Origin of the sequence: Allobosea sp. (assembly GCF_035944895.1) — a bacterium.
In the GTDB taxonomy this organism is placed as follows: domain Bacteria; phylum Pseudomonadota; class Alphaproteobacteria; order Rhizobiales; family Beijerinckiaceae; genus Allobosea.
In genome coordinates this window covers 25574-44974 of the sequence record NZ_DASZAT010000017.1, presented here as the reverse complement: position 1 = coordinate 44974, position 19401 = coordinate 25574, and the positions used below count along the sequence as shown (strand labels likewise).

Below are 19401 nucleotides of genomic sequence, written 5' to 3'. Positions count from 1 at the left end.
ATTGGCACGCTCTTCGCAACGGCTTGGCGACATCAGATTCACCCGGTGCCATATGCCTAGCATCCTCCGCCTCCACCATCTGCTGACGCCGCTCACAGCCTTGCTGCTGGCCGGCGCCGCGATGGCGGCTGATCTTGCTCCGGCGCCGCCTTTGGCCCGCGGCAGCAACGGCGTCAGCAATCACGCTCCGACGCGCAACGGCGCGGCCGAGGCCGGCGTCTCGCGCACCGCCTTCGCCGGCAGCGGCGGCATGGGCACCGCGCTCTCGCGCATCAAGGACCTCGCCTCGGTCGAGGGCGTGCGCAGCAATCAGATCCTCGGCTACGGCATTGTTGTCGGCCTCAACGGCACCGGCGACACCCTCAACAACGCGCCGTTCACCAAGCAGTCGCTGCAGGCGATGCTGGAGCGCCTCGGCGTCAACACCCGCGGCGCCAGCATGCGCACCGCCAACGTCGCAGCGGTGATGATCACCGCCAACCTGCCGCCTTTCGCCGTCCAGGGCACGCGCCTCGACGTCACCGTCTCGGCGCTGGGCGATGCCAAGTCGCTGCAGGGCGGCACATTGCTCGCGACCCCGCTGCTCGGCGCCGATGGCGAGGTCTACGCGGTGTCGCAGGGCCCGGTGGCGATCGCCGGCTTCTCGGCCGAGGCGGAAGCCGCCAAGATCACCCGCGGCGTGCCGACCGTCGGCCGCATCGCCAATGGCGGCCTGGTCGAGCGCGAGATCGACTTCGCCCTCAACAAGCTGAAGACGCTGCGCCTGTCGCTGCGCAATCCCGATCTCACCACCGCCCGCCGCATCGCCGCCGCGATCAACGACTTCATCGGCGGCGACTCGGCCGAGCCGACCGACCCCTCGACCGTGGTCCTGCAGATCCCGCCGCGCTTCCAGGGCAACATGATCCGCCTGCTCACCGATATCGAGCAGCTCCGGGTCGAGCCCGACCAGGGCGCCCGCGTCGTCATCGACGAGCGCTCCGGCATCATCGTGATGGGCAAGGATGTCCGCGTCTCCACAGTCGCCGTCGCTCAGGGCAACCTGACCGTGACGATCTCGGAGGAGCCGCAGGTCAGCCAGCCCAACGAGTTCGGCAACGGCCGGACCGTCGTGGTGCCGCGCAGCAACGTCAAGGTCGACACCGAGGGCACCAACAAGCTCGCTCTCGTCAAGGAGAGCGTCACCCTGCGCGAGCTGGTCGACGGGCTGAACGCCCTCGGCATCGGCCCGCGCGACCTACTCTCCATCCTGCAAGCCATCAAGGCAGCCGGCGCGCTGCAAGCCGACATCGAGGTGATGTAATGAGTGCCCTCCTCGCCGCTCCCGCCGCCAAGCTCGCCATCGGCGCCGCCACCAAGCTGGCCGGCGGCATCGCCGACGCACTCAGCTCCGCGCAGAATACCAAGGCGAAGAAGACCGCCGACGATTTCGAGACCGTCTTCCTCGAAAACTTCACCCAGACCATGATGAGCTCGAGCGGGACCGAAGGCCCGCTCGGCGAGAACGGCACCGGCGGCGACGTCTGGCGTTCGATGCTGACGCAGGAATACGCCAAGCAGATTCAGAAATCCGGCGGCGTCGGCCTGTCCGACCAGATCATGCGCGACCTGATCCAGGTCCAGGCTTCGGCCGGCAAGTCGGCGGGAGCCGGCAATGCTTGAGCGGATGCGCGTCATCGACGAACGCCCGCGCGTCTCGAGCGCGCTCGAGGCGGAACGCCTGATCGAGACCGTGATGGAGACGCTGAGTGCGCTCTCCCATGTCGTTGGCGAGGAGACCGGACTGGTCAAGGCCGGGCGTCTCAAGGATGCGATGGAGCGCGAGGCGCGCAAGACCGAGCTCGCCGGCGTCTATATGAAGGGCGTCGAGCAGGTGAAACTGAACGCGGTGGCGCTCGCCCGCTTCGCCCCGGAGAGGGTCAAGCGCCTGAAGGGCGCCCATCTTGCCTTCCAGGAGCTGATCGACCTCAATCAGACCGTGCTGGCGACGGCTCGGGCGATCTCGGAATCGATCATGCGTGACCTCGCCACCGACACCAACAAGCAGAACCGGGCGCCCGGTTACGGCCCGACTGCGACCGTCGGCGCCGGAGTCTTCGCTCGGCCCAATGCCGGCCCGCTGGTGATCTCGAAGAGTCTGTGAGATCCGCCCCCTCAAGAAAAAACATCCGAGCACTTGCGGCAGGTCCAGATCAGCAGCTTTCTGCTGACGGACAACTGCATGGTTAATCTGGGTCGAGACTCGATCTAAGCCGCGTTAACGCTGTCGAAGCACAGAAAACGTGCAAAACGCATGGCAATTTACCAATTTCTCTAACGGCGGATTCAACTCTCTGCCGCATCTTCTCAGGCTTGGAAGAAGTCCGCCCTTGCGAGAGGAGTCCAGAATGGATTTCGGCGCGACACCCAAGACGTTCGCGACCGGTGCCGTCCAGGCGACGATACGCACCGATATTTCCGTCCAGAACGGCGCAACGCCGGTCGAGCTCCCCCCGGAGAAGACCGTCCGTTCGGTCCCCGCGGGCGAACCCGTCCAGCTCGACATCCGCGCCCGCGCCGAGGAGCGTCGCTCCGACGCGCAGCGCCAGCAGAGCGCCCAGGACGATACGGCCCAGCAGCGCCGCTTCGATCAGCAGCGCCGCCAGCAGGAGCTGCGCGACGTGATCGAGCGGCGGCTCGATATCGAGCCGAAGACACGCAGCGTCATCTTGCGCAAGACCAACCGCGACACCGGCGAAGTCGTCGAGCAGCTCCCTGACGAGACGCTGCTGAAGCTGCGCATCTGGTCGCGCGAGATCATCGAGCGTAACCGCGAGGCGGAAGCTCCTCGTAGTCACGAGATCGAGCGCCTCGCTTAGGCTTATCGGCCTCACTCATCTTTTGACGTCGCTGGTATTCGCCGGCGGCGTTTTTCGTTCGCCAGGCCAGATCCGATCGCAAAAGCCTCGGCGCAGCAGTGTTTTACACTCGTTAACTAGTTCGCAACTTCGCTCGAATTGCGGGCAATTCGCCGGCTTGGATTCATTCCTCATTACGAAATCGGCAGCATCCTCCCTCGGTCGCGGCCAGAACGGTCTCGACGCCAGAAGGCACCATACCAGGAAGGTAATCGAATTATGGCCGTCTCTCTCTCTGCCGGCGTTCGCAACAATCTCGCGACGCTGCAATCGACCGCCGCCCAGTCCTCGCAGATCCAGAACCGTCTCGCCACCGGCAAGAAGGTCAACTCCGCGATCGACAGCCCGGTCAACTTCTTCACCGCCGCCTCGCTGAACGATCGCGCGAGCCAGCTCACGGGCCTGCTCGACGGCATCTCGAACGGCATCCAGACCATCCAGGCTGCCTCCAAGGGCATCGACGGCATCACCAAGCTGGTCCAGTCGCTGCAGTCGACGATCAAGCAGGCCCAGGCCGACGCGGCTCAGAACCGCCCGACCAAGGCCGGCGGAGCTCTGGCGACCGCGGCGGAAGTCACCGCCACCAGCAAGAGCCTGAAGGACATCGCCCTCGACAAGAAGATCGGCGGCGCTGATGCCGTTGCTGACGCTGCCACCGCCACCTCGGCCGGTGACATCGGCATCGACACGACGACCAACAACACCGCTGCCATCTTCCTGAAGTCGGGCTCCACGACCTACACCGCGAGCTTCAGCGCAACCACCACGACGGTGCGTGATCTCGTCAACGAGATCAACAAGTCGGGCGTCGCCACCGCCTTCGTCGACGAGAAGGGCCAGCTCAACATCAAGGGCACCGGCTCGGAAGAAGTCCAGTTCGGCTTCGGCGTCGGCACGGATGCCACCACCTCGCAGGCCGCCGCCGCCGGCGCCGGCAATAGCAACGCCAAGATCAACTTCTTGGCCACGGACAACGTGGCGGGCACCGGCATCCAGGGCCAGTCCATCACTTCGGCGACACGCTCGAACCTGATCGACCAGTACAACGATCTGCGCACCAAGATCGACGATCTCGCCAAGGATACCGGTTTCAACGGCATCAACCTGCTCGGCGGTGACCGTCTGTCGGTCGTCTTCAACGAGAAGACCGGCAAGAACCAGACCAAGCTCGACGTCCAGGGCACCCAGCTGAACTCCGACAACCTCGGCATCGTCAAGGCTGGCAACACCCAGCTCGCCGGCAGCGTCAACTTCCAGAACGACTCCGATCTGGAAGCCGCCACCAAGTCGCTGACCGGCGCGCTGACCTCGCTGAAGTCGCTCTCCTCGACCTTCGGCGCCAGCCTCTCGGTCGTCCAGACCCGGCAGGACTTCACCAAGGACATGGCGAACGTCCTGACCAGCGGCGCCGACAACCTCGTCAACGCCGACCTCAACCAGGAAGCCGCCTCCCTGCTCGCGCTGCAGACCCGTCAGCAGCTCTCGCAGCAGGCGCTCGCCCTCGCCAACCAGGCCGACCAGGGCGTCCTGCGTCTCCTCGGCTGATCTTCGGTCCGCAGGAGCGGATCACCCCGCAGAACGCGGGACGAAGCAAAAGAGCGGCGGAGCCTCGGCTCCGCCGCTTTTCGTTTGCGGGAAGCCAGGATCGGCACCACGCGCGCCGTTCCACATCCATTAACCATGTCAGGACTTCGCCCGGTTTCCGAGCAATTCGCCGGCTCGAATTTACCGCTCGTTACGAGATCGGACGCATGGTGTCTCGGTCGCGGCCAGAATGGTCGCGCTGCCAGAAGGCACCATACCAGGAAGGTATCAAATCATGGCCGTTTCGCTCTCTGCCGGCGTCCGCAACAACCTCTCGACGCTGCAGTCGACCGCCGCTCAGTCCGCGCAGATCCAGAACCGTCTCGCCACCGGCAAGAAGGTCAACTCCGCGATCGACAGCCCGGTCAACTTCTTCACCGCCGCCTCGCTGAACGATCGCTCGAGCCAGCTCACCGGCCTGCTCGACGGCATCTCGAACGGCATCCAGACCATCCAGGCTGCCTCCAAGGGCATCGACGGCATCACCAAGCTGGTGCAGTCGCTGCAGTCGACGGTCAAGCAGGCTCAGGCCGACGCGGCACAGAACCGCCCGACCAAGGCCGGTGGCGCCCTCGCCACCCAGGCCGAAGTCGCCGCCACCAGCAAGAGCCTCAAGGACATCGCCCTCGACAAGCGCCTGGCCGACAGCGCGGTCGGCACGGTCGGTGCGGACGCCGCGACGGCGACCAGCGCCGGTGACCTTGGCATCGCGGTCGCCAACACCGATATCGGCATCTCGCTGACGGCCGGCTCCACCACCTATGAGGCGTCGTTCGCCGCAGCGGGTGCGACGGTCCGCGACCTCGTCAACGAGATCAACAAGTCGGGCATCGCCACCGCCTTCGTCGACGAAAAGGGCCAGCTCAACGTCAAGGGCACCGGCTCCGAGGATCTCGAGTTCGGTATCGGTGCTGCCGCAGGCGGCGCCGCTGCCATCACTGCGGCACAGGGCGGCGGCTCCAACGCAGCAATCAACTTCCTCCCCGCTGACGCGGTCGCGGCGACTGCGATCAAGGGGCCGACCGTCACCTCGGCGGTTCGCTCGAACCTGATCGACCAGTACAACGACCTGCGCAACAAGATCGACGATCTCGCCAAGGATGCCGGCTTCAACGGCATCAACCTGCTCGGCGGTGACCGTCTGTCGGTCGTCTTCAACGAGAAGACCGGCAAGAACCAGACCAAGCTCGACGTCCAGGGCACCCAGCTGACCTCCGACAACCTCGGCCTCGTCAAGGCTGGCAACACCCAGCTCGCCGGCAGCGTCAACTTCCAGAACGACTCCGATCTGGAAGCCGCCACCAAGTCGCTGACCGGCGCGCTGACCTCGCTGAAGTCGCTCTCCTCGACCTTCGGCGCCAACCTCTCGGTCGTCCAGACCCGGCAGGACTTCACCAAGGACATGGCGAACGTCCTGACGACCGGTGCCGACAGCCTCGTCAACGCCGACCTCAACCAGGAAGCCGCCTCCCTGCTCGCGCTGCAGACCCGTCAGCAGCTCTCGCAGCAGGCGCTCTCCCTCGCCAACCAGGCCGACCAGGGCGTCCTGCGTCTCCTCGGCTGATCTTCGGTCCGCAGGAGCGGATCACCCCGCAGAACGCGGGACGAAGCAAAAGAGCGGCGGAGCCTCGGCTCCGCCGCTTTTCGTTTGCGCCCAGCGGCGCGATTAACCGTTTATTAGCCTTAACAAAGGATTGTCGGTCCCAAGCAAGCTGGCTGAGCGCCGAATCGCGCTGTCTGAGGGACCTGAAATGGCCAACACCATCCTGTCGAACGGCGTCCGCAACAACCTGCTGACCCTTCAGCAGACCACTGCCCAGCAGAGCGTGATCCAGAACCGCCTCGCGACCGGTCGGAAGGTCAACTCGGCCATCGACAACCCGGTCAACTACTTCACCTCCGTTTCGCTGAACGATCGCTCGAGCCAGCTCACCGGCCTGCTCGACGGCATCTCGAACGGCATCCAGACCATCCAGGCTGCCTCCAAGGGCATCGACGGCATCACCAAGCTGGTGCAGTCGCTGCAATCGACGGTGAAACAGGCCCAGGCCGACGCGGCTCAGAACCGCCCGACCAAGGCCGGTACGGGGCTTGCCACCCAGACCGAAGTCGCGGTCACCAGCAAGAGCCTGAAGGACATCGCGCTCGACAAGAAGCTCGTCGACGACAATGCTGCTGTCGTCAACGATGCCACGGCAACGTACTCGGGCAACGTCGGCATGACGGCCGGCTCCACCGACATCGGTATTTCGATCGTCGCCGGCTCGACGACCTATGAAGCATCGTTCTCTGCCGCGAACGCGACGATGCGCGACCTCGTCAATGAGATCAACAAGTCGGGCATCGCCACCGCCTTCGTCGACGAAAAGGGCCAGCTCAACGTCAAGGGCACCGGTTCGGAACCGCTGCAGTTCGGCATAGGCGCAAACACAACGCCTGCAACCGCCATCACCTCCGCCCAAACCGGTCTCGCCAACGCGGCTGTCGGATTGGCCGCGGCCGATCGCACCGGCACCGGTATCACCGCCCCGAACGTCACCTCCGCCGTGCGCTCGAACCTGATCGACCAGTTCAATGACCTGCGCAACAAGATCGACGATCTCGCCAAGGATTCGAGCTATAACGGCATCAACCTGCTGAGCGGCGACCGGCTGTCCATCGTCTTCAACGAGAAGACCGGCAAGAACCAGACCAAGCTCGACATCCAGGGCTCGAACATCACGGCCGACAATCTCGGCATTCCGCGTGCGATCAACACCCAGCTCGCCGGCTTCATCAACTTCCAGAACGACGCCGACCTCGACAAGGCGACCGCTGCCCTGACCAGCTCGCTGACCTCGCTGAAGTCGCTCGCCTCGACACTGGGCTCGAACCTCTCGGTTGCCCAGACCCGGCAGGACTTCACCAAGGAACTCGCCAACGTGCTGACCACCGGCGCGGGCAATCTCGTCCTTGCCGATCCGAACGAGGAAGGCGCCAGCCTGCTCGCGCTCAATACGCGCCAGCAGCTCTCGCAGACGGCCCTCTCGCTCGCCAACCAGGCCGACCAGGGCGTGCTGCGCCTGTTCGGCTGACGCCCCTCCCCTCGTAGATCATCGAGCGTCCGAACGGACGGGGTCGCGATGACCTACCCCATTGTTGCCGCATCGGATTCTTCCGAAAAATGGAATCCACTTTTCGATCCGATGCCTAGCCAGAAGGCGCGACAGACATGGCCCTCAAGGTCGAGCTCAAGCCGAACGAGCGCATCATCATCGGCTCGGTCGTCATCCGCAACGACGAGCAGCGCACGCGCTTCTTCATCGAGGGCGAGGCGCCGATCCTGCGCGAGAAGGACATCCTCACCGCGGCCAGCGCTGACAGCCCGGCCAAGAAAATCTACCTCGCGATCCAGCTGATGTATCTCGCCGGCGACCCGACGGCGGAGCATGAGGTCTATTTCCAGCTCGTGCGCGACTTCATGCAGGCGGCGCCGAGCGCTTTGCCGCATATGTCCGAAATCAATAACTGCATCTTAAGCGGTGAGCTCTACAAAGCTCTCAAGGCTGCCAAGAAGCTGATCTCTTACGAGGCGGAACTGCTCGAGCATGCAAAGCGGGTTTAATGCCTACGCCGCGGCGTCGAAGACGGCACAGAACGTCCAGTCACCGCGCGAACTCGAAGCCGGCCTGCTGCTCAAGGCCGGCGCCCGTCTCCAGATGATCGTCGATGACTGGGCCGTCCGTTCCGGCGATCTCGACGCAGCTCTGGCCTATAATCGCAAGCTCTGGACCCTGCTGGTCTCGGCCGTGATCGCCGAGGACAATCCGCTGCCGGTCGAGATCAAGCGCAACATCCTCGGCCTCGCGAACTTCATCTTCAACCGGACGTTCCAGATCGCCGCGGCGCCGGAGCCGGCCGCGATCGGCATCCTCGTCAGCATCAATCGCGACATCGCCGCCGGCCTGCGCGGCCGCTGAGCGCACTCGGGCGGCAATTCGGAACACGAAAGAAAACGGCCCGGAGCGATCCGGGCCGTTTTCTCGTCGTAGCCGCTCGACACGACAGATTCAGAGATAATTCGTCAGGTGCAGTTGCTGCAGCATGGAGGTCGTCTGGTAGCTCGCCTGCAGAGTGGTCTGCAGCGCCAGGATCTGCATCGCCACCTCCTCCTTGGTGATGTCCTCGACGCCCGAGAGCGTCGTGCTCAGATAGTCCTTGGTTGCGGTGTGCCGCTCCTTGGCCTGCGCCATCGTGGTCTGGGCCGAGCCGAGCTCGACGATGATCTCTGCCGGGTTCTGCGTCCCGGTCGGGAAGCCGATATTGCTGCTCACCCGCTCGGTCATCGCCTCGTAGCGCCGCTTCGAGTCGGGGTCGCTGGCCGGGAAGGTCTCCGCCGCCATGATCGCGAACTGCGCCAGGCCGGTGCGGAACGCTTCCTCATTGGCACGGGCGCCGGCCGCCACCTGCTGGCCCTGGTCGACCTGGACACTCGCCGTCGCCCTGGCCGAACCGGCTGCGTCGTCGCCCTTGTACCAGATCACGGTGTTGGCGGCGGTTCCGGGTGCGGGCGCCGCGGTCGCGGTGTCGAAGGGGGGCCCGGGCACCCTGAGCGGCGGGTTGCTCGGGCTGCCGGCGAAAAAGTCCTTGGCCGCAACCTGGGCCGAAGCTGCCGACAACGACGTCTTGGCCTCGCGCGACAGCGCCGCATTGATCGAGGCGCGCAGGTTCGCGGCTGTGGCGTTGGCGTCCGCACCGATGACATAGCCATCGGCGGCATCTCCGGTGGTGCCGGCCGCCCGGGCCGTCAGGGTGACCTCCTCCGTTGTCCCGTCGGGCAGCGTCAGCGCGATCTTCAGCGTGTCGCCCGGCTGCGGCTGCGTGGCGACGTTGACGGCGATGTCGGCCGGCGGACCGGCATTATAGGCCGTGGTCACCGCCGCCGTGCTGCTCGAAGCGCCGGTCAGCTTGAAGCCATAGGGCAGCCCGGCCGCCTCCTCCGCGATCGTCGCGTTGGTGCCGGCACCGCCGGTGACCAGCCGGCCCATGCCGCCGGCGCCGATATCGGCCTGCTTGCGCTCGGAGATCAGCTGCTTCAGGCCGGCATGAGTAGCATCGCCATCCATGATCAGCGAATAGTCCACCACAGGCTCGACATCGGAAGTGCGGCCAGAGAAGAGGTAGCGGCCATTCACCTGCGAATTCAACAGATCGAGCGTCTGCTTGAACTTTTCCTCGGCCAGCACCTGCGGCGCAGTGCGCCCGGTCGAGGACTCGACATAGCTGTCCGGCCGGGCATCGGCCCGTGTCTCACCGGCGAGCTTGGTGAAGTTCTCGACGGCCTTGGTCATCAGCTTGAGGTTGACGTCCGAGCGCTGGATGTTGGTGAGATAGCCGTCGAGCGTCGAGAGCTTGTTGTTGAGGTCGAGGCTGGTGCCGCGATCCATGCCGAGGCCGGCAAAGGTCTGCGACTTCTTCTGCGTCGCGAGCTGCCGCTGCAGATCGTCGAGCTGGCCGCGCATCGAGACGAACTGGTTGGGATTGGCGAGGCGGTAGGCGCCGGTACCGGTCGGGGTGATGGTCATCGACTATCTCCTCACAGTCTCATCAGCACGTCGAGCAACTCCTTGACGGTGGAGATGACGCGTGCGTTGGCGGCGTAAGCGCTCTGCAACTCGATCAGCATCGACATTTCCTCGTCGACATTGACCTTGGTGTCCTCGAGGAAACGGCTTTGCACCGAGGAGAAGGCGACCTGCTGCCCCTCGTCGAGTCGCTTGGCCTGCTCGCTCGCCTGGCCCTGGCCGGCGACGACGCGCTGGACCAGGCTGGAGACCGTGCCGGTCGAGGTCGCGGCCGAGCCGTCGAATCCCGTCGCATTGGTGAAGCTGCGCTGGCTCGAGGTCAGCCGATCGTAGAGGAAGCTCGGCCGGGTCGTATCGCCCTGCGGCGTCGCCGGGCTGGTGTTGTAGATGACGAGCCGCGAGCGGTCGGCGACCAGGTCCGGATTGACGGCGATGCGCGAGGCGAAGCCGACCGATTGCGCCCCGCCCTCATAGGAGCCGGTATAGGCGGTGTTGTTGCGCCCGGCATCGACGAAGAACGGCATCTCGGCCGTGCCGCCGGTCAGCGAGGTCTGGGTCGGGCGAGCGGTCAGTCCGGCGACGTCGCGCGTCGCGCTGCCGACCACGCGCAGTGTCGAACCGGTGTTCGACACGGTGAAGCCGGCACCGACGGCCGCCTGGATCTGTGTCGCGACCGAGGCCGGGCCGCCGGAGAAGTCGATGCCGATGACGCGGTTGTTGGCGTCGCCCTGGGCCGAGGCCGGCAGGGGCAACGATGCCGCCGAGTCGACGCGCACGAAGGTGAAGCGCTGCGTCTGCCCGCTGGGCGGGATCTTGTAGTCCAGCGTCACCGAGTTGCCGGCAGCCAGCCCGCTGAGATCGACGTCGAAGCCGTTGAAGCCGCCGGCCGTGACCGCCGTGCCTGCGATCTCGCGATCCGAGAGCGCGCTGGAGAGCTGAGCGGCGATCTCGTCGAGCTGCGCCTGTGCCTGAACCAGCGTCTTGTCACGAAGTTCGACCAGCGCGCCGATCTCGCCGGACCGGAAGGTGTTGTTGGCGATCGCGTCGAAGGCGTTGCCGCTCAGGTCCCGGGCGACGATCGTGCCGACGCTCCGCTTGCTGGGATCGCTGCTCCATTGCGATTGCGGGCCGATATTGGCGCGCGCATCGAACTCGAACTTGACCGTCGGGCGGCCGTCGAAGAGCTGCGTGCCCGAGGCGGTGGTGATGCTGAGCGCGCCGTTCGGGCGCTCGTCGGTGCGAATCTCGACATATTGCGAGAGCTCGGAAACGATACGGTCGCGCTGGTCGCGCAGATCAGCCGTGGCGGAGGTCTGCTGGGCGTTGACGATCCGCGCATTGACGTTGGTCAGCTGGTCGAGCAGCTCGTTGACGCGTGTGACTGCGGAGCCGATGCCGGCCTCGGCCTGTGAGCGCTGCTGCTGGACGCCATCCGACAGCCCGCGCAGCCGGTTTGCGAGCTGGCTCGCCGCATCGAGCACGGCAGTGCGGTTGGTGTAGGAGGACGGGTCGTTCTGCAGCGCCTGCAGCGAGCTGGTGAAGGTGCTGTACATCGAGTCCAGCGCCGTCTTGCTGCCAGGAGCTCCATAGAGCTGGTCGAGATTGGCGAAGACCTGGGCGCGGGTCGAGGTATAGGACGCGCCCGAGCTCTCCTGCAGGAGCTGGTGCTGGACGATGCGGTCGAGCAGCCGCTGGACGTTCGGGTTGCTGACCCCGACGGTGCTACCGGAGATCGAATCGACGCTCGAGACATTGCGCCGGACATAGCCGGGCGTGCCGGCATTGGCGACGTTCTGCGAGATGACGCCGATGCCGATCTGGGCGCTGTTCAGCCCGGAAATCGAAGTGCCGAGTGCGGTGTTGAGACCCATCGTCAACTCCTGTCGTACTGGTCCGGTCGGTTCCGGCCCGGCCCTTCTGGGCCGTCAGGCCAGGCTGCTCTCAGCGCTCAGCGGATGATGTTGAAGACGTCGCGCAGCATCTCCTGCGCCGTGGAGATCACCTTGGTGTTGGCCGAATAGGCCTGCTGGGTGACGATCATCTTCGAGAACTCGTCGGCGATGTCGGTGTTGGATTGCTCGACATTGCCGCCGATCAGCGCCGCCGTGCCGAGGCCGACGATCGGCGCGCCCGACTCGATCGTCTCCTCGAAGGCGCCGCCATCCAGCCGTTTCAGCGAGTTGGCTGCGTTGAAGCGGGCGATCGCGATCTGCGCCAGCGGCACGACCTGGCCATTGCTGAAGGTGCCGATCACCTGGCCCTCGTTCGAGATCGAGACCCGGTCGAGCGTGCCGGCGGTGTAGCCGTTCTGCCGGATGCTGCGGGCGTCGATCTGGCCGCTGGTGTCGCCATTCTGAGTCAGGCTGGTGCCGTTGGTGACGATGCTGATTGGCGCGGTGGCGGGCGAAATGGCGTTTCCGCCGATGGTCATGGGCGGGATGGTGATGTTGCCGTTGGCCGGCGACGTCATCTTGCCGGTATTGTCGAAGGTGATGTCGACATTGACGTTGCGATAGGCGACGGTCGCACCGGTCGCACCGGTGTTCTCGGCGATGAACAGGTTCCAGGTGTCGGGCGTGGCGCCGGCGGCATTGGCGACCTTGGCCCAACGCAGCTCGACGCTGGTTGCCTTGCCGAGCGTGTCGTAGACGGTGACCGAGCCGCCAGGGATCGAGCGATTGAGGAAGGTGGTCAGATCGCTGCCGACCACCGTGCCGGTACCACCTGAGGCAGTCGTACCGGGGTTTGCCCCGGTGAACCCCGTGCCGGCATTGAGCAGCTCGGAACCAGGCGTCGTCGAAACGGCGCTGTTGGTCTTCGGATAGGCCGGGATGTTGGCGCTGTATTCGATCTGGGTCGTCGCCTTGGCCGGGAACTGGTCCTTGGTGATGCGCAGCACATCCGGCTGGCTGCCGATCACCTGGCCGGTGACGGGGTCGATCTTCTGGCCCTTGAGGTAGTAGCCGGCGCCATTGACGAGGTATCCGTCGGCGTCGAAGTCGAAGTCGCCGCGGCGGGTATAGAGATTGCTGTTGGCGAACTGGGTCGAAGCGCCGACGCCGCTCTGGCGCTGGTCGACGACGAAGAAGCCGTCGCCGTTGATCGCGGCATTGGTGTCGATGCGCGTCGCGTTGAGGTCGCCCTGGATCGTATTGGTGGCGCGGCTATAGGAGGCGACCGAGCCGGCGACCTGCCGGTTCAGCGCCGAATCCGGCACCAGGTCGGAGAAGCTGGTGTCGACCCGCTTGAAGCCGGCGGTGCGCGAATTCGCAATGTTGCCGGAGATATTCTCGAGGGCATAGGACTGGGCCTGCATGCCCGTCACGGCCGTCGTCAGAGCACTGAAAACACCCATCGCAACCTCACCTGGTCGTCAGACCTGGACAGCGCCCCCCATGGGCGGCAGTCGAACCGAGGGTGAGTTTGCACGGCTCGTGCCACGGCCATGCCTGAGATATTTCAAGAGCTTGGATGGTTTTCGAAAGGTTTCCGGACGATTCCGACCGGGCAGATTCGTCCGCTGCCGGCAAATTCTGCCGGGCTCAATCGCCCTTGCCGCCCCAGCCGGAGAGATCGCCGGCGACATCGGACAGCCCCGGCGGCGTCTCCTCGACGAAAGGCAGCGGCCGGCAGACCGCGATGGCCGCGAGCCCGATCCGGGCGGTCAGCAATCCGTTGAGCACGCCCTCGCCGAGCTTGGCCGACAGCCGCGCCGCCAGCCCCTGGCCGAGCACCTGCTGGATCACCGCATCGCCCGCCGCCATGCCGCCGGTGACGACGAGATGGCCGAGCACCTGCCGCGCCAACCTGAACAGGCCGAGCGTCCCGGGCCGACCGGCATAGATCGTCGCGATCGCCCGCAGCAGCCGGGCACAGGCGATGAGGACGAAGACGACGTCGACCAGAGCCCGCGGGCTGACCGCAGTGACGAGCGAAACCCGCCGCGCCGCCTGTGCCACCTGCGCCTGCGCAAGCGCATCGAGCGGCGCGAGCAGGCTGCGCTCGGCGACAGTGAGGAGGTCGCGGGCAGCCAGCAGTTGCGGTGTATGAGCTGATAGCTCCGCCCTGCCCTTCGCCGTCTCCGGCCGACCGGCATAGAGCTTGTCGAGATCACCAGCGACGCTGCGCGCCTTGGCGAGATCGCTCTCGGCGAGCGCCGCGACAGCGCGCTCGCGCAGTGCCTCGACCCGCCGCTCGCGCAGGATGTCGCGCAGCACCTGCAGCAGCATAACCAAGAGCGCCAGGGCCGCGACGCCGGCGCAGACCAGCGCCGCAATGCCGACGGCCGGGCTGAGCGCGAGCAGCCAGCGGATCGTCTGCTCGGCCCAGACCGTGACCGAGAGCGCCAGCAGGCCCGACAGCGCCGCGACGAACAGGCTGCCCCAGCTGAAGCGGCGACGGCTCGGCTGCGGAGCCGAAACAGCCTCGGGCTCGATCGGCTCGACCTCCGGCACGACGGCGACATCGCCGCGCCCACCGAAGACGGTGTCGTCGGAGGAACCGTCCTGCGGTTCGAGACGGATGGCGCGCGGCGCCTTGCTCATGCTCGCCTCCTCACGCCAGCCTGTCGCCAATCAGGAATTCCAGCGCGCGGTCGAGGCGGATCTGCGGCGGCGGTACGAGGCGCCCGCCGGCATCCGGCTTGACCAGAGGCGGCCGGAAGCGTGGCGCCCGGACATGCCAGCGCGGCGCGCTCGAATCGAAGATCGCCTCGGGCCGCTCCGGCAGGTCTCCGGGGAAGATCGCAGCCTCTGTCTTCCCGTCGAAGACCTCGCCATCGACGACTTCGCCGGCCTCGGGCACGCCGGCAATCGCGGGCAGTTCCTCGCGGCCCTCGCGGATGCGGACCTCGCGCGTGGCGCGGATCGCGGCGAAGGCCATTGCCTCGACCTTGGCGCCCGCCCCTTGCGCTTGCGCAGCAGCCCGGGCGACCAGATGCGACATCACGCCGGCGAGCCGGTCGTGGCTGGTATGGTGCAGATGATCGGCCTTGGTCGCGGCGAACAGCACCTTCTCGATCCGCGGCGCGAACAGGCTCGACAACAGGCTGTTGCGGCCAACGGCGAAGGCCGAGAGCGCCTGGCCGAGCGCGGTTTCAAGGTCGGCCAGCGCGGCGGGCCCCGCATCGAGCGCCGCCAGCGCATCGACCAGCACGATCTGCCGGTCGAGCCTGGCGAAATGCTCGCGGAAGAAGGGACCGACCACGACGCGCTTATAGGCTTCGAAACGCTCGGCCATCAGCCCGGCGAGCGTTCCGGCTTGCGGCTGCGTTCCCGGCGGCAGATCGAGCGGTGCGAAGGTCAGGGCCGGCGAGCCCTCGAGATCGCCCGGCATCAGGAAGCGCCCGGGCGGAGTCACCGCCACCGCCTCCGGATCGGCGCGCAGGGCGGCGAGATAGGCCTTGAACACGTCACTCGCTGCCTCGGCCGCAAGCTCGTCCGCCGGCCCTGCCGGATCGCGCTGCCCGAGATCGTCGAGCCAGGGCGCGGCAATGGCGAGCCGGTGCGCCTTGCGCGCATCCGCCACCGCCTGGGTCGACCAGCTGGCATAATCCTGCCCGATCAAGGCGAGGTCGAGCAGCCATTCGCCCGGATAGTCGACGATATCGAGGGTCAGCGTCGCCGGCCCCTTGAACCAGCCTTCGGCGCGCTCATAGTCGATCTCGATCCGGAGTTCCGAGATGCGGCGTGTCGATTCCGGCCAGCGCCGATCCGGACCGGAGAGCGCAGCACGATGCGCCTCATAGGGAAAGCGCGGGATCTCGGGGTCGGGCTGCGGCACCAGCCGGACCCGCGCGATCCGCCCTTCCGCCGAAGCCTTCAGCACCGGCAGCTTCGCGCCTTCGATCAGGTTCTGGATCAGCGCAGTCGTGAAAACGGTCTTGCCCGAGCGCGACAGGCCGGTGACGCCGATGCGCAGGCGCGGCCGCGCCAGCCCGAGCAGGCTGTCGCCAAAGGCCAGCGCGGCATTGCGCGCCTCGTCGAGATAGGAGCCGGACGCCATCAGGCGATCCGCATCATTCGTCAGGCCCCTCGCCAAGCGAGGCCGGCGTGACGAAACGGTCGAGCCGGCCGCCTTGCGCGGCGAGATCGCGCCAGTCCTCGATGGCAAAATCGATCACGGCGAGCCCGCAGGTCGGGTATTTCTGCGCCATCCGCGCTGCCGCATAGCGGTCGCCATGGCCGGCGAGCCTGGCGGCGAGTTCCTCGAAGCCGGGATTATGGCCGATCATCAGGAGCGTGCGAACTTCAGGCTCCGTTTCCTGCACGACCTTGAGCAGCCGTTCCCGGCTGGCCTCGTAGATACGCGGCTCGAACTGCGTCGCCGGCTTCTCCGGCAGCATCGGCTTAACCAGCTCCCAGGTCTCGACCGTGCGCTTGGCCGGCGAGATCAGAACGAGATCCGGCAGCAGCAATTCCTCGGCGAGATAGCGCCCCATGACCGGGGCGGCTTCGCGACCACGCGTGGCGAGCGGCCGGTCGCGATCGGCGGTGTTGGCGGGCCAAGCCGATTTGGCATGGCGCAGAAGCATGAGGCGGCGCATGGCCGCCATCTAACCATGGCTGGCGGGATTTGCGAGTGGCTTGGCCACGGAAGCCCGCACCGCGGCGAGCAGCATCTCCATCAGCCGGCCCGAATACAGGCCGATCAGCCGCTCGCGCCCACCCGGCTGCATCTCCAGCGGCGCGAGCTGTCCGTCGATCAGCATGGTCGAGAAGCCATGCGTGATCGACCAGACGAACAGGATCTCGGCGAGATCGGCATCGCCGCCATAGCTCGACGGGAGCCGCGTCAGCACATCCCCGTCGATCTCGCGCCCCAATGCCAGCTTGGTTTCGCGAACCAGGATGCCGAAGGCGCGGACGGCGGCACGACGCAGATCCTCGTCGCCGCTCTTCAGGCCGAGTCGCCCGAAGACGACGCGGAAGCGGCCGGGCCTGGTCAACGCAACGGTGAGATAGGCCTCGCAGATCGCCGCCAACCGGTCTCCACCGGTCGCCTTGGCCTTCGCAACCGCCGCCTCCATGCTCTCGGACAGATCGTCGAAGCCAAGCGTCGCGATCGCGGTCAGGAGGCCGGCGAGGTTGCCGAAATGATGCGCCGGCGCCGCCGGCGAGACCCCGGCACGGCGGGCGCATTCGCGCAAAGTGAAGCCGCCGACGCCCTTCTCGGCCAGCACCGCCTCGGCCGCGTCGATCATCGCCTGCCGCAGATCGCCGTGATGATAGCCGCCCCGTTTGCCGACCTTCGCATCCATCGCACGCCCCGCCCGCCTGCCGCCATCAAACTTGACGCCGTCAAGATAACCCAATAGGACGGACCCGCAACTGAACAGCGTCAAGATTGGAGTGCACGATGCCTCTCAGCTTCGACGATGCCTTCACCCGGGCAGGTCAACTCGCCATGATCGGCTGGGCCGCCTTGATCCTGCTGCCGCGCTGGCGCGGCATCTCGGCGACGCTGGCCGGCTGGATCATCCCGGCCCTGCTCTCGCTCGGCTATGCCGTGCTGATCGCCGTCCACTGGCACGACGCCAAGGGCGGCTTCTCCTCGCTCGATTCGGTCGCGGCCCTGTTCGCCTCGAAACCACTGCTGCTCGCCGGATGGGTCCACTACCTCGCCTTCGACCTCTTCCTCGGCAACTGGATCCTGCGACGCTCGCAAGCGGAAGCGATCCCGCACTGGCTGATGCTGCCAGTGCTGCTCATGACCTTCCTGTTCGGCCCGTTCGGCTACCTGACCTATCTGCTGCTGGAAGCCTGCTTTCGCCTGGCGTGCGAAGACCGGATCGCCCGCCTGCAGGCCCGCCTTCCCACCTGGTTGCCTGATCTCGAACTTGAACCACGCCTCACAGCCGCGGCCTTCGCCATGCTCGCTTTGGCGGTGCCTACTCTGCTCGCCTTGCTGATCGACACCAGGCAGTTCCACGGCGTCGACACCTGGATCAAGCCGCTGAAGTTCGAGCTCTCGGTCGCATTCTACCTGCTGACGCTGGCGCTGTTCCTGCCGCTCGCGAGCGACCGCTTCCGCGCCTCCTGGCTCGGGCGCTACATGGTCTGGCCGGTGATCGTGCCGATCGTCCTCGAAGTGCTCTACATCGCCTGGCGCGCCTCGCGGGTCGAAGCCTCGCACTATAATCGCGACGACTGGGTCGGCATCGCGCTCTACAGCCTGATGGGTGTCGGCGCAGTGATGTTCACGATCGCGCCCGGCTTCCTGGCCTATGGCTTGTCCCGCCGCGATGCTGCCCCGATGCCGCAGGTCGTGCGCTGGTCATTGGTCGTCGGGCTCGCCCTCACTTGCGTCCTAGGGCTCGCCAGCGGCGCGATCCTCAGCTCCAGCGCGAGCGGGCATTATGTCGGCGTCGTGCCGGTCGATCACCGGACAGTCCCGATCTTCGGCTGGTCGCTGGCGATCGGCGACCTGCGCATCGCGCATTTCCTCGGCCTGCACGCTTTGCAGATCATCCCGGCGATCGGCGTGTCTCTCTGGCTGGCAATGCGACAGAGCAAGACCGGGCTCGTCGCGCTCGGCACAGTCTCCGCCGCCTATGCCGCCATCACGGCGACCGCGCTCGTCGCGGCGCTGCAGGCGCGGCCGCTGCTCGGGTTCGGCTGAGCCTGCTACGTCTCGGCGGGATCGGGATCGAACGCGAGGTCTTCGGCGGCTGGCTCATAGCGCAGCAGATCGCCGGGCTGGCAATCGAGCACGGCGCAAATCCGCGTCAGCGTATCGAAGCGCATGCCGCGCACCTTGCCGGATTTCAGCTGCGAGACCTGCTGCTCGGTCAGCCCGATGCGCTGGGCCAGTTCCTTCGAGCGCATCTTGCGACGCGCCAGCATGACATCGAGTTCGACGATGATCGGCATCGCCCAACTCCTACACGAAACTCTGATTCTCGTCCGCGAGCCGAACCGCCTCTTTGAGCACCAGCCCGAAGGCGACCAGCGCGGCGCCCGCCGCCAGCACACCGAACGTCCCCGGATCGAGCGTGATCGCCAGCTGCTTCTGGCCTGAAGGATTGTCGAAGGTCAGCGCCACGCTCTGCAGCGCGCGCGTCAGCGGCGTCGCCACGCCCATCGCCGTCAGCAGCCAGCCGACCCGGGTTAGGCGCTGCGCATTCTCTTCTTCCAGCACATGGCCACGGCCGAAGCGGCCGAACAGGCTCGATAGCCGCAACATCGCGGCAACGAAGAGGCCCGCAGGTACGAGACCGATCGTGAGGGCGGCCCAGTAGCCGCGCTCCGAAAGCGGGCCGACCGGAGCGCTGACGCCGATCGTGCTGCGGGCATAGGCGACAAGCTGCTCCGGATCTCGCCAGAGCCAGACGGCGCCGAACGCCATCAAAGCCGCCG

19 protein-coding genes are annotated in these 19401 nt (G+C 66.3%); 10 read left to right on the top strand and 9 right to left on the bottom strand.

Translation table 11 applies throughout. The annotated features are described in order from the left end of the window. Positions 1-121: 121 nt before the first annotated feature. The 9 genes from VGV58_RS28490 to flaF all read left to right on the top strand — a co-directional run bounded on the left by VGV58_RS28490 (position 122) and on the right by flaF (position 8440). Positions 122-1303: a flagellar basal body P-ring protein FlgI gene (locus VGV58_RS28490; protein ID WP_414644151.1), complete on the top strand. Its 1182-nt coding sequence runs from the start codon at positions 122-124 to the stop codon at positions 1301-1303. Next, positions 1303-1662 (top strand): rod-binding protein, encoded by a 360-nt coding sequence (locus VGV58_RS28485; protein ID WP_326877446.1) that lies wholly within the window; start codon positions 1303-1305, stop codon positions 1660-1662. Before VGV58_RS28490 ends, VGV58_RS28485 begins: the two co-directional genes overlap by 1 nt. After that, the gene (locus VGV58_RS28480; protein ID WP_326877445.1) at positions 1655-2143 is read left to right on the top strand and encodes a hypothetical protein; all 489 of its coding nucleotides are present in this window, start codon (positions 1655-1657) and stop codon (positions 2141-2143) included. Before VGV58_RS28485 ends, VGV58_RS28480 begins: the two co-directional genes overlap by 8 nt. A gap of 244 nt (positions 2144-2387) precedes the next feature. Further along, positions 2388-2858 carry a hypothetical protein gene (locus VGV58_RS28475; RefSeq protein WP_326877444.1) on the top strand — a complete coding sequence of 157 codons (471 nt, stop codon included), beginning with the start codon at positions 2388-2390 and terminating at the stop codon, positions 2856-2858. A gap of 258 nt (positions 2859-3116) precedes the next feature. Continuing rightward, positions 3117-4442, top strand: a complete 1326-nt coding sequence (locus tag VGV58_RS28470) for a flagellin N-terminal helical domain-containing protein (protein ID WP_326877443.1) — start codon at positions 3117-3119, stop codon at positions 4440-4442. A gap of 274 nt (positions 4443-4716) precedes the next feature. Continuing rightward, on the top strand, positions 4717-6045 hold the full coding sequence (locus tag VGV58_RS28465) for a flagellin N-terminal helical domain-containing protein (RefSeq protein WP_326877442.1): 1329 nt from the start codon (positions 4717-4719) through the stop codon (positions 6043-6045). A gap of 187 nt (positions 6046-6232) precedes the next feature. Beyond that, positions 6233-7555, top strand: coding sequence for a flagellin N-terminal helical domain-containing protein (locus VGV58_RS28460; protein WP_326877441.1), 1323 nt, complete (start codon positions 6233-6235; stop codon positions 7553-7555). 137 nt (positions 7556-7692) lie between these two features. Continuing rightward, positions 7693-8085 (top strand): flagellar biosynthesis repressor FlbT, encoded by a 393-nt coding sequence (gene flbT / locus VGV58_RS28455; RefSeq protein WP_326877440.1) that lies wholly within the window; start codon positions 7693-7695, stop codon positions 8083-8085. Then, a complete protein-coding gene (gene flaF / locus VGV58_RS28450) occupies positions 8069-8440 on the top strand; it encodes a flagellar biosynthesis regulator FlaF (protein WP_326877439.1) in 372 nt (123 codons plus the stop codon). Before flbT ends, flaF begins: the two co-directional genes overlap by 17 nt. 90 nt (positions 8441-8530) lie before the next feature. Here flaF and VGV58_RS28445 read toward each other — a convergent pair whose 3' ends face one another. From VGV58_RS28445 to VGV58_RS28415, 7 genes are all read right to left on the bottom strand, one after another. After that, entirely contained in the window at positions 8531-10045 is a 1515-nt protein-coding gene (locus VGV58_RS28445) for a flagellar biosynthesis protein FlgL (RefSeq protein ID WP_326877438.1), read from the bottom strand. An 11-nt stretch (positions 10046-10056) separates the two neighbouring features. Beyond that, complete coding sequence (flgK, locus tag VGV58_RS28440) at positions 10057-11916, bottom strand: flagellar hook-associated protein FlgK (RefSeq protein WP_326877437.1); 1860 nt, start codon at positions 11914-11916, stop codon at positions 10057-10059. A 77-nt stretch (positions 11917-11993) separates the two neighbouring features. Continuing rightward, positions 11994-13400: a flagellar hook protein FlgE gene (locus tag VGV58_RS28435; protein ID WP_326877436.1), complete on the bottom strand. Its 1407-nt coding sequence runs from the start codon at positions 13398-13400 to the stop codon at positions 11994-11996. A gap of 187 nt (positions 13401-13587) precedes the next feature. After that, positions 13588-14589, bottom strand: a complete 1002-nt coding sequence (locus VGV58_RS28430) for a YcjF family protein (RefSeq protein ID WP_326877435.1) — start codon at positions 14587-14589, stop codon at positions 13588-13590. A gap of 10 nt (positions 14590-14599) precedes the next feature. After that, a complete protein-coding gene (locus VGV58_RS28425; RefSeq protein ID WP_326877434.1) occupies positions 14600-16048 on the bottom strand; it encodes a YcjX family GTP-binding protein in 1449 nt (482 codons plus the stop codon). A 13-nt stretch (positions 16049-16061) separates the two neighbouring features. After that, entirely contained in the window at positions 16062-16589 is a 528-nt protein-coding gene (locus tag VGV58_RS28420; protein WP_326877432.1) for a SixA phosphatase family protein, read from the bottom strand. Positions 16590-16598: 9 nt separating this feature from the next. Then, positions 16599-17303, bottom strand: coding sequence for a TetR/AcrR family transcriptional regulator (locus VGV58_RS28415; RefSeq protein WP_326877431.1), 705 nt, complete (start codon positions 17301-17303; stop codon positions 16599-16601). A 98-nt stretch (positions 17304-17401) separates the two neighbouring features. Here VGV58_RS28415 and VGV58_RS28410 point away from each other — a divergent pair, with 98 nt between their 5' ends. Next, positions 17402-18664, top strand: a complete 1263-nt coding sequence (locus VGV58_RS28410; RefSeq protein ID WP_326877430.1) for an ABA4-like family protein — start codon at positions 17402-17404, stop codon at positions 18662-18664. 5 nt (positions 18665-18669) lie between these two features. On the opposite strand, the gene VGV58_RS28405 is transcribed toward VGV58_RS28410, so the two are convergent. Beyond that, a complete protein-coding gene (locus tag VGV58_RS28405) occupies positions 18670-18915 on the bottom strand; it encodes a helix-turn-helix domain-containing protein (protein ID WP_326877429.1) in 246 nt (81 codons plus the stop codon). 10 nt (positions 18916-18925) lie between these two features. Next, positions 18926-19390, bottom strand: coding sequence for a DUF2975 domain-containing protein (locus VGV58_RS28400; RefSeq protein ID WP_326877428.1), 465 nt, complete (start codon positions 19388-19390; stop codon positions 18926-18928). Positions 19391-19401: the final 11 nt, after the last annotated feature.

What these genes read in the sequence shown, in the direction of transcription:
- VGV58_RS28490 (WP_414644151.1), top strand. Translation starts at nt 122, where the DNA reads ATGGCGGCTGATCTTGCTCCGGCGCCGCCTTTGGCCCGCGGCAGCAAC.
- VGV58_RS28485 (WP_326877446.1), top strand. Translation starts at nt 1,303, where the DNA reads ATGAGTGCCCTCCTCGCCGCTCCCGCCGCCAAGCTCGCCATCGGCGCC.
- VGV58_RS28480 (WP_326877445.1), top strand. Translation starts at nt 1,655, where the DNA reads ATGCTTGAGCGGATGCGCGTCATCGACGAACGCCCGCGCGTCTCGAGC.
- VGV58_RS28475 (WP_326877444.1), top strand. Translation starts at nt 2,388, where the DNA reads ATGGATTTCGGCGCGACACCCAAGACGTTCGCGACCGGTGCCGTCCAG.
- VGV58_RS28470 (WP_326877443.1), top strand. Translation starts at nt 3,117, where the DNA reads ATGGCCGTCTCTCTCTCTGCCGGCGTTCGCAACAATCTCGCGACGCTG.
- VGV58_RS28465 (WP_326877442.1), top strand. Translation starts at nt 4,717, where the DNA reads ATGGCCGTTTCGCTCTCTGCCGGCGTCCGCAACAACCTCTCGACGCTG.
- VGV58_RS28460 (WP_326877441.1), top strand. Translation starts at nt 6,233, where the DNA reads ATGGCCAACACCATCCTGTCGAACGGCGTCCGCAACAACCTGCTGACC.
- flbT (WP_326877440.1), top strand. Translation starts at nt 7,693, where the DNA reads ATGGCCCTCAAGGTCGAGCTCAAGCCGAACGAGCGCATCATCATCGGC.
- flaF (WP_326877439.1), top strand. Translation starts at nt 8,069, where the DNA reads ATGCAAAGCGGGTTTAATGCCTACGCCGCGGCGTCGAAGACGGCACAG.
- VGV58_RS28445 (WP_326877438.1), bottom strand. Translation starts at nt 10,045, where the DNA reads ATGACCATCACCCCGACCGGTACCGGCGCCTACCGCCTCGCCAATCCC.
- flgK (WP_326877437.1), bottom strand. Translation starts at nt 11,916, where the DNA reads ATGGGTCTCAACACCGCACTCGGCACTTCGATTTCCGGGCTGAACAGC.
- VGV58_RS28435 (WP_326877436.1), bottom strand. Translation starts at nt 13,400, where the DNA reads ATGGGTGTTTTCAGTGCTCTGACGACGGCCGTGACGGGCATGCAGGCC.
- VGV58_RS28430 (WP_326877435.1), bottom strand. Translation starts at nt 14,589, where the DNA reads ATGAGCAAGGCGCCGCGCGCCATCCGTCTCGAACCGCAGGACGGTTCC.
- VGV58_RS28425 (WP_326877434.1), bottom strand. Translation starts at nt 16,048, where the DNA reads ATGGCGTCCGGCTCCTATCTCGACGAGGCGCGCAATGCCGCGCTGGCC.
- VGV58_RS28420 (WP_326877432.1), bottom strand. Translation starts at nt 16,589, where the DNA reads ATGCGCCGCCTCATGCTTCTGCGCCATGCCAAATCGGCTTGGCCCGCC.
- VGV58_RS28415 (WP_326877431.1), bottom strand. Translation starts at nt 17,303, where the DNA reads ATGGATGCGAAGGTCGGCAAACGGGGCGGCTATCATCACGGCGATCTG.
- VGV58_RS28410 (WP_326877430.1), top strand. Translation starts at nt 17,402, where the DNA reads ATGCCTCTCAGCTTCGACGATGCCTTCACCCGGGCAGGTCAACTCGCC.
- VGV58_RS28405 (WP_326877429.1), bottom strand. Translation starts at nt 18,915, where the DNA reads ATGCCGATCATCGTCGAACTCGATGTCATGCTGGCGCGTCGCAAGATG.
- VGV58_RS28400 (WP_326877428.1), bottom strand. Translation starts at nt 19,390, where the DNA reads ATGGCGTTCGGCGCCGTCTGGCTCTGGCGAGATCCGGAGCAGCTTGTC.